Raw genomic sequence first — 7,659 nt, 5'->3', positions numbered from 1 at the left:
ATCGTGCTGCTGCGCAAGGTGCTCGGCACCCGGCTCGACCGCGCCAAGCGCGCCAACCGGCGGCTGCAACGCACCAGACGCGGCGGCATCGCCAAGGTACGGAACCACCTGATCGACCAGGGACTTGCCGACGACGATGACTGGGCCCTGTGGATCGACATCGACGTCTGGCGCTTTCCCGTCGATATCGTCGGCCGCCTGATCGCGACCGGGCACCGCATCGTCGTGCCCAACTGCGTCAAGGTCGCAGGCGGCGACAGCTTCGACCTCAACAGCTTCGTCACGACGCGGTCGACCAAGGACTATCACTACTACCGGCACATGCGGGGCGGTCTCTACCAACCACCCCTGCGTGCGTCCGGCCGGCTGCATCTCAGCGACGTGCGCCATCTCGAAAGCATCGGCCTCGACGGCGTCGGCGGCACCATGCTGCTGGTCGATGCCGCCCTGCATCGCGGCGGCCTTCGCTTTCCGGAGATCCCCTATCGCGACCTGATCGAGACCGAAGGTTTCGGAGCGCTGGCCAACGATCTGGGGATCAGGCCGGTCGGGCTGCCCAGGCTCGAGATCGAGCACGTGCCCTGGTGATGGCGCCCCTAACGGCCGAGGCTTCGCGTTATCCATTGTTTCGCGCAATTGCGGGCGGAAGCCGCTTTGCCCCTTGCATTCAGCGCGGGCGGAACTTTCCCTGCCAGCGCCGCAGCCTTGTTCGCAGGAACGCTTTGTAGCCAAATGGCGGGTGAGGCCAGCCGGTCGGCGGACCGGCACGCTCCGAAGGGCGCTGGTGCGCCAGTTCCGCTAGACGGCATTCCCATGGCCTGGCACTCCGTTCCAATTGATTCGTCAGGCGTTCCGGCAACGGCTTCGAGCGCCATTCGAAATAGGCCTCGTATTCCCGCGGCGTCTCGATCAGATGCCGCAGATAGGCGGCAAGCTCCGCCGTCGAGCCGACGGCAGCGGCATCGATGTAGCAGTTGTCGGGGACAAATTCGGCGACGTTGGGCGCACCAAGATAGACCGGCACCGTGCCGGCGGCGAGCGGTTCGAACATCTTCTCGGTGACGTAGTCGGGCGCGATCGAATTCTCCAGCGCCAGACAGAAGCGGTAACGGCTTATCGTCTCGAGCTTCGTCTGCGGGCCGAGATCGGGGCCCTGTATCTTGCGATTGGGCCGATAGCGGCCATAGCAATCGACGGCGATGTGCCGGGACAGCTCGGCGATCAAAGTGTCGCGGCCACTCTTGTTGAAGCTCGACGATTGAAAATGCACCGCCGGCGCATCCTCGGCCTTCGGCAATACGGGCGCGCGCTGGGCTGCATCCCACCAGCCCGCCCTTGGCAGATACGGTACCCAGACATCCGACCCCATTTCATAGGTCATGGTGATATCGAAGTGCCTCATGAAAGAGGCGTCGAGCATCACGGGAGTGTTGACGATGCTTTCCATCGACCACGCCACCCAAAATTGGTTGGGATACTTGCATGCATCGGCCACCTCACGAAGGTTCGGCAGGTGAAAGACGACGACAGCCGCCTGCGGAAGGCGGCGCCTGTCGTTGGTCCATTCGACCGGCATGGAGCATTGCGGGATGGCCGCGAGGTCGACGGGCCTGTTGAAGTAACGTGTCCAGAAAAGGATGAGCGGGCGGTTCGACAGCATCGGGCCCTTTGGATCAGGCGATGCAGAATCTTACGCCCTTCCCGGCAATTGGGAAAGAATGGCCATTTTCCTGGGCGGTCAGTCGTGCAATTCCCTCGAAATCGGCGGCCCGACGGCAAAGTCCGAGAAAGTCACCTCGAAGCCCTCGCGCTGCGGCGAGCAGCACATCATGCCGACATCAACGATCCCGGAGGTCGGGAAATAGGCGAGCCGCACCGGCTTCCAATGGCCGTCCGCGGCGTCGAGATACTGCACCCGGATCGCCTCGGCATGACGTGTCAGCCGGATCCTGACGCCGTCGGGGTCGGCTGCAATGCTCACCAACGACCAGTCGGACGTGTCGTTGGTGACGACGACGGAGAAATAGGCGAGCCCGTCGGTATGTTCGATGCCGGCCTTGATCCAGTGCGTTTCGCTCAGCCGCAGCATCAGCCCGGCCTGATCGTAGAGCACCTTGTAGTCGCCCCTGACGGTGACTTCGGCGCTGAAATCGCCCGCTACCGGACGGTACAGGAAATGGCCGTTGTCGCGCCAGAAACCGTAGAAGGTTTCGCGCCAGAAGTCCGTTTCCTTGCCGGTACGGACACGCACCACACCGTCGCCGGACTCATGGTGCGGCGGCGGATTGAGCCAGGTCATGCCGGTCATATCGGAGGTCACAAGGAGTTCTTCATTAGCCGGCAAATGTATAAGCGGTCTTCACCGTCGTGTAGAATTCCATGGCGTAGCGGCCTTGCTCACGCGGGCCGTAGCTCGAGCCCTTGCGACCGCCGAACGGAACGTGGAAGTCGACGCCCGCCGTCGGCAGGTTGACCATGACCATGCCGGCTTCCGAATTGCGCTTGAAATGCGTCGCGTGCTTGAGGCTCGTCGTGCAGATGCCGGACGTCAGGCCGAACGGCGTATCGTTGGCGACGCTGAGCGCCTCGTCGTAATCCTTGACGCGGATGACGTTGGCGACCGGGCCGAAGATCTCCTCGCGCGAGATGCGCATGGCGTTCGTGGCGCCGATGAACAGCGCCGGGCGCAGATAGAAGCCGGGGGTCTCGCGTTCCAGCCGGTCGCCGCCGAAGGCAAGCTCCGCGCCTTCCCGGCCGCCAATGGCGATATAGTCCTCATCCTGCTTCAACTGTGTCTGGTCGACGACCGGTCCGATCTGCGTCCTGGCGTCGAGCGCATCGCCGATGACCAGCTTTTCCAGGCGCTCCTTCACCGCATCGACGAAACGGTCGTGGATGCCCTCGGCGACGATGAGGCGCGAGGATGCCGTGCAGCGCTGACCGGTCGAGAAGTAGGCGCCGTTGATCGCGCAGTCGACAGCGACGGCCAGATCCGCGTCATCGAGCACCACGAGCGGATTCTTGCCGCCCATTTCCAACTGGAATTTGCGCATGTGCTCGACGCTCGCGGCCGCCACCCGCTTGCCGGTACCGACCGAGCCGGTGAAGGAGATGGCATTGACGTCGGGGCTGTCGAGCATCGCCTGGCCGACGACGGAGCCCTTGCCCATGACGAGGTTGAGCACGCCCTTGGGCAGGCCGGCACGATGCAGGATGTCGACGATCGTCCAGGCGCTCTCCGGAACTAGTTCCGCCGGCTTGAAGACGATCGTGTTGCCGTATGCGAGCGCCGGCGCGATCTTCCAGGCGGGGATGGCGATCGGGAAATTCCAGGGCGTGATGATGCCGACGACGCCGACACCCTCCCGTGTCATCTCGACGCCGACGCCGGGCCGCACACTCGGCACCAACTCACCCGAGAGACGCAGCGTCTCGCCGGCGAAGAAATCGAATATCTGCGCCGCCCGGATGGTTTCGCCGACGCCTTCCGCCAGCGTCTTGCCTTCCTCCCGGGCCAGCGACCGGCCGATTTCGTCCTTGCGCGCCATGATCTCGTCCGAGGTCTTCTTCAGCACCGCGTGGCGCACCAGGGGGCCTGAGCGTGACCAGGCCGGGAAGGCCGCCTTGGCGGCCGCAATCGCCTGCCTGGCCTCCTGAGGCCCGGCCGAAGCATATTCGCCAACGATATCGTTGGTGTTCGACGGATTGATGTTGCGCGAGCCGGCGTCGCCCAGCCACTCGCCGTCGATCAGGTTCTTGCGGAGCACGGTCATCGTTCTTTCCTTCGAGATTTGCGCGCGGCGACATTACGCCGGTTATTTGTCAGACAAATATTATACCGCCGCCCGCCGAAAGGGTCCACCCGACTTCGATCAACCTAGAGCATGATGCCGAAAAGTGTGAAGCGGTTTTCGGGCGACATCATGCTCTATCCATTTGACTTAGGCGGAGAACGACCAGAACAGGCAGGCAAGCGTAACCGCGGCGAAGATAACGAAGAAAAGGCTTCTGAGCAGGATGTTGCGGCGAAGATCGTTCATGGTGAGATGCGCCGCCACAATCGCCGCGACGAACAGGAAACGCCAGTTCACCAGCGCCCAGAGCAGTTCATGCTGGCCGAACGCCCATCTGGCGAGCAGCGACCCGACAATGGTGGCGAACAACACGATCGTCGCCCAGAAGATGGCATCGGCCGCGTGGGTGAGCACGATGCCGGCGGCGCGGATCGGCAGGATCATCATCAACATCGCGCTGAAGAAGTAGATGGCGGCGATGGCGAAGAAGGAACCGGCATCGGCGATACCGTCGAGACGCTTCATGCCCATGGCGCCATAGGCGTAGTAGCCATGCCTGCCGACCACCAGCGACAGCGCCATCAGCAGGGCGCTCAATACCGTAACCAATGCGAATGTGCCGAAGGCCTTGCTCATGCCGTTCCCTGTCGATGCGAATCAACGGCAATGATCTTAGCTTAGCGCCCCCGGCCCTGCACCGATGGCTAGCCGATGCGGTCGCCGCTCTTCGGGTCAAAGAGATGCAGCGCCGCCGGATCGGCGGCAAGGCGGATCGTGTCGCCCGGCTTCACGTCACTGCGGCCCATGACGAAGACGCAGATCTGCTGATTGGCGAGCCTGACATAGAACTGGGTCGACAGACCCAGCGGCTCAACCACCTCGACCTCGGCTTTCAGGGCGCCGTCGTCGACGAGCTTGATGTGCTCCGGGCGGAGCCCGATGGTGAGCCCGTCGCCGTCTTTGAGCGGCAGGCCGTCGGGCAGCCGAAGTTTCTGGCCGTCGGCAAGAACGGCATCCAGCTTCTCGCCCTTCGCGACCTTTGCCGGCAAAAAGTTCATGCCGGGCGAGCCGATGAAGCCGGCGACGAAGGTGTTGGCAGGCCGATCGTAGAGTTCCAGCGGGCGGCCGACCTGCTGCACGAACCCGTCATGCATGACGACGATGCGGTCGGCCATGGTCATGGCCTCGACCTGGTCGTGGGTGACATAGACCGATGTGGTCTTCAACTGCTGGTGTAGCGCCTTGATCTCGGCGCGCATGTGGACGCGCAGCTTGGCGTCTAGGTTCGACAGCGGCTCGTCGAACAGGAACACTTTCGGGTCGCGCACGATGGCGCGGCCCATGGCGACGCGCTGGCGCTGGCCGCCGGAGAGCTGGCGCGGCAGGCGGCCGAGGAAGCTGTCTAGCCCGAGCCGCTTTGCGGCGGAACCGACCCGGCCGTCGATCGTCGTCTTCTCGGCCTTCTTCAGCATCAGGCTGAAGCCCATGTTCGAGGAGACATCCATGTGCGGGTAGAGCGCATAGGACTGGAACACCATGGCGATGTCGCGGTCCTTCGGCGCCACGTCGTTGACGAGGCGTTCACCGATGCGGATCTCGCCGCCGGTGACCTCTTCGAGCCCCGCGATCATTCGCAAAAGCGTGGACTTGCCGCAGCCGGACGGACCGACCAGCACGACGAACTCGCCATCAGCGATTTCCAGATCGACGCCGTGCAGGATGCGCAGCGCGCCGTAATCCTTCTCGACATGTTGCAGCGTGACGGAAGCCATCGATTATCCTTTGACAGCGCCGGCGGTGAGGCCGGTGACGAGATAGCGTTGCAGGAAGGCGAAGAAGATGCAGACCGGGATCAGGGCGAGGATGGACGCGGCCATCATCTGCCCCCAGTCGACCGCGAACTTGCCGATGAAGGTGAGCAGGCCTACGGCGAAGGTCTTCTGCGCGTCGCTGGAAATCAGCATCAGCGCGAACAGCAATTCGCTCCAGGCGGCGGTGAAGACGAAGCCTAGCGTCGCTCCCATGCCCGGCAAGGTCAGCGGCACGATCACCCGGCGCATGGCCTGCGCCCGCGTGCAGCCGTCGATCATCGCCGCTTCCTCAAGGTCCTTCGGGATGCCGTCGAAGAAGGACTGCATGAGGAAGGTGGCGAAGGCGGTGTTGAAGGCGGTGTAGATGATGATCAGCCCGACCAGGCTGTTGGTCAGGCCGAGCTGACCCATGATGCGGTAGATCGGCGGGATGACCATGACCAGCGGAAAAGTCTGGGTCAGCAAAAGCATGATGGCCAACGTCGCCTTGCCGCGGAAGGTGAAGCGCGACATGGCGTAGCCGGCCAGCGTGGCGATCACCGTCACCAGCGCCGCCGTCGATACCGACACGATGACGCTGTTGAGGAAGTAGCGCGGGAAGTCGGAGGCTTCGAGCACGGTGGCGAAGTTCTTGAACGTCGTCTCGGACGGCCAGAAGGTGATGCCTTCGGAATAGAGCAGCCGCTCGGGCGTCACCGAAATCTTCAGCGTCCAGAAGATCGGGAACAGCGCGAAGAGCACATAGGCGGCAATCGCCAGGTAGAGGCCGGTGCCGCCGGCGATGCGCGAGGAAATGGAGCGTCCGGCGATCATCAGACATGCCTCACAAGTGTGCGGCGAATGGCGATCAACGCCACCGCATAGATGATCAGGAGCACCAGCAGCAGCACCGCGACGGCCGAAGCATAGCCCTTGTCCAGCGACTTGAAGGCGCTGACGTAGATGTAGACCGGCACGGTGCTGGTCGAGCCCGCCGGTCCGCCCTCGGTCATGACGAAGATCAAGTCGGCGAAAGTGGCGATCCAGATGGTGCGCAGCATCACGGTGATGACGATCGTCGGCGCGAGGAACGGCAGCGTCACCTTGGTGAAGCGCTGCCAGGGCGAGGCGCCGTCGATGGCGGCCGCCTCATGCAGTTCCGACGGGATCGACTTCAGCGCGGCCAACAGCGTGATGGCGAAGAAGGGAATACCGAACCAGATGTTGGCGACGATCGGTCCCCACATGGCGGTGGCGGGATCGGACAGCACATTGGTCGGTTCGGCCTTCAGGCCGAGCGCGAAAAGCCAATGCGGCAGCGGCCCGATGATCGGGTTGAACAGCCAGGCCCAGGTGAGGCCGGAGAGGAAAGACGGAACCGCCCAGGGCAGGAAGACCACCGCCTGCACGACCTTGCGGCCGTAGAATGGCTTGTCGAGCAGCAACGCCAGGCCCAGCCCAAGGAAGAACTGGAAGAACAGGCTGGCCACCGTCCACCACAGCGTGTTGATCAGCGCCTGGCCGAGCACAGCGTCGGAAAGCATCGCCTGGTACTGGCCAAGGCCGACATATTCCGACTTGAAGGCCGAGAATTTGCGGAACGAATAGCTGATGCCGATGATCAGCGGCACCAGGAGCACCACGACCAGCAGGACGATAGCCGGCGAAAGATAGAGCCAAGGCTCGATCGCGGCCTTGCTCAGCCGTTTCTTCTTCGGCCTGACGGCGGATCGGATTTCGGACACTGCGTAGGTCATAAGTTCTGGCTCTACGGGGTGATGGGTGAATGCCGGCGTAGGCGATGGCGCCGCTTCTCCCCGCTCGAAGGGTGAGAAGATGCCGGCAGGCGGACGGGTGGCGGCGCCAACCCGGTCGAGGCGCAACGCTGCCCTCATCCTACCTGTCGGGGCCCCTCTCTCCGCAGCGGCGGAGAGAGGGGAGGACGGCGCCTTACTTCTTGTTCTTGGCCAGCCAGTCCTGCTGTTCCTTGGTCAGGAACTTGGCCCATTCGTCGGCCACTTCCTTGGCCGGCTTCTGGCCGAGCAGCACTTCCTGGAAGTTCTTGATCGCCACCT

The 7,659-nt window shown here is 63.4% G+C and carries 7 protein-coding genes and 1 pseudogene; 1 reads left to right on the top strand and 7 read right to left on the bottom strand.

The features are described from left to right. Window positions 1-588: pseudogene (locus Q0L57_RS00215) on the top strand (glycosyl transferase); the annotation flags it as partial. A gap of 79 nt (window positions 589-667) precedes the next feature. On the opposite strand, the gene Q0L57_RS00210 reads toward Q0L57_RS00215, so the two are convergent. The 7 genes from Q0L57_RS00210 to Q0L57_RS00180 form a co-directional block, all read right to left on the bottom strand. Then, entirely contained in the window at window positions 668-1,660 is a 993-nt protein-coding gene (locus Q0L57_RS00210; protein ID WP_296736121.1) for a glycosyltransferase family 10 fucosyltransferase, read from the bottom strand. Window positions 1,661-1,738: 78 nt separating this feature from the next. Then, window positions 1,739-2,308: a DUF1349 domain-containing protein gene (locus Q0L57_RS00205; RefSeq protein ID WP_296736126.1), complete on the bottom strand. Its 570-nt coding sequence runs from the start codon at window positions 2,306-2,308 to the stop codon at window positions 1,739-1,741. Between the two features lie 25 nt (window positions 2,309-2,333). Next, window positions 2,334-3,773, bottom strand: coding sequence for an aldehyde dehydrogenase family protein (locus Q0L57_RS00200; RefSeq protein ID WP_296736120.1), 1,440 nt, complete (start codon window positions 3,771-3,773; stop codon window positions 2,334-2,336). A gap of 168 nt (window positions 3,774-3,941) precedes the next feature. Further along, complete coding sequence (locus Q0L57_RS00195; protein WP_296736119.1) at window positions 3,942-4,430, bottom strand: hypothetical protein; 489 nt, start codon at window positions 4,428-4,430, stop codon at window positions 3,942-3,944. A gap of 68 nt (window positions 4,431-4,498) precedes the next feature. After that, the gene (gene ugpC, locus Q0L57_RS00190; protein ID WP_296736118.1) at window positions 4,499-5,566 is read right to left on the bottom strand and encodes a sn-glycerol-3-phosphate ABC transporter ATP-binding protein UgpC; all 1,068 of its coding nucleotides are present in this window, start codon (window positions 5,564-5,566) and stop codon (window positions 4,499-4,501) included. 3 nt (window positions 5,567-5,569) lie between these two features. Then, window positions 5,570-6,418: a carbohydrate ABC transporter permease gene (locus tag Q0L57_RS00185; protein WP_296736117.1), complete on the bottom strand. Its 849-nt coding sequence runs from the start codon at window positions 6,416-6,418 to the stop codon at window positions 5,570-5,572. Further along, window positions 6,418-7,341 carry a carbohydrate ABC transporter permease gene (locus Q0L57_RS00180; RefSeq protein WP_296736123.1) on the bottom strand — a complete coding sequence of 308 codons (924 nt, stop codon included), beginning with the start codon at window positions 7,339-7,341 and terminating at the stop codon, window positions 6,418-6,420. Before Q0L57_RS00180 ends, Q0L57_RS00185 begins: the two co-directional genes overlap by 1 nt. Between the last annotated feature and the right edge of the window lie 318 nt (window positions 7,342-7,659).

It is taken from the genome of Mesorhizobium sp. (assembly GCF_024509055.1).
In the GTDB taxonomy this organism is placed as follows: Bacteria; Pseudomonadota; Alphaproteobacteria; order Rhizobiales; family Rhizobiaceae; genus Mesorhizobium.
The sequence above is the reverse complement of the archived record's forward strand: the minus strand, read 5'-3'. Positions and strand labels throughout refer to the sequence as shown.